The sequence below is a fragment of the Azoarcus taiwanensis genome, assembly GCF_012910885.1.
Lineage (GTDB): Bacteria > Pseudomonadota > Gammaproteobacteria > Burkholderiales > Rhodocyclaceae > Azoarcus_F > Azoarcus_F taiwanensis.
The window spans coordinates 1-932 of record NZ_WTVM01000274.1 but is presented as its reverse complement, the minus strand read 5'-3'; the positions used below and the strand labels follow the sequence as shown (position 1 = coordinate 932).

Genomic DNA, 932 nt, shown 5'->3' with positions numbered 1-932 from the left:
GCGCTCTACGACCATCTGTTCCACACCGGTGTCGTGCACAACCGACAGGAGGGGGCATGATGACCAAGGCCACGAACCGGTCCGCACCCGGCGCCGTGCTTCCCACCCCGGCACAGCTCGAGCGCCTCGGTGGGCATTTGCACAAGCTGCGACTGCAAAAGAGCGCCGAGCGCCTGGAGGCGCTGCTGCAGCATGCCGCCGCCGAGGATCTGCCTTACGCCGATTTCCTCGAACGGGTGCTCGGCGAGGAGGTTGCGGCCAAGACCGCGAAGAACGTATCGATGCGCACGGCCATGGCACGCTTTCCCTTCGTCAAGCCGCTGGAGACCTTCGACTTCGCCTATCAGCCCTCGATCGACAAGCGCCAGGTGCTCGCGCTGGCCAGCTGCCACTACATCGAACACGGGGACAATGTGATCGTCCTCGGCCCGCCAGGCGTCGGCAAGACCCACCTGGCGGTCTCGCTCGGCATCAAGGCGATCGAGGCCGGCTATCGGGTGCTCTTCACTTCCGCGGCACAGCTGATCGCGACGCTGACCAAGGCGCTTGCCGAAGGCCGACTCGACGAGAAGCTCAAGCTCTACACCACGCCGCGCCTGTTGATCATCGACGAGATCGGCTACCTGCCGATCGAGCGCATCGGCGCCAATCTCTTCTTCCAGCTGATCAGCCGCCGCTATGAGCGTGGTCCGATGATCCTGACCAGCAACCAGAGCTTCGGGGCCTGGGGCGAGGTGTTCGGCGATCGCGTCATCGCCACCGCGATTCTCGACCGCCTCCTGCATCACGCCGTGACGCTCAATATCCGCGGCAACTCCTATCGCCTCAAGGAGAAGCTCAAATCCGGACTCGTCCGCTCATTTGACGAGCAAACCCAACCGGGTGGGGAAATTTGAATTACCACACTGGGGAAAATTCGCTTGCCCTTGACA

General features: G+C 63.1%; 1 protein-coding gene. It reads left to right on the top strand.

What is annotated here, in order from left to right; all coding sequences use genetic code 11:
- The first annotated feature begins 59 nt into the window (after positions 1-59).
- The gene (istB, locus tag GPA21_RS20280; protein ID WP_168989861.1) at positions 60-896 is read left to right on the top strand and encodes an IS21-like element helper ATPase IstB; all 837 of its coding nucleotides are present in this window, start codon (positions 60-62) and stop codon (positions 894-896) included.
- Positions 897-932 lie beyond the last annotated feature (36 nt).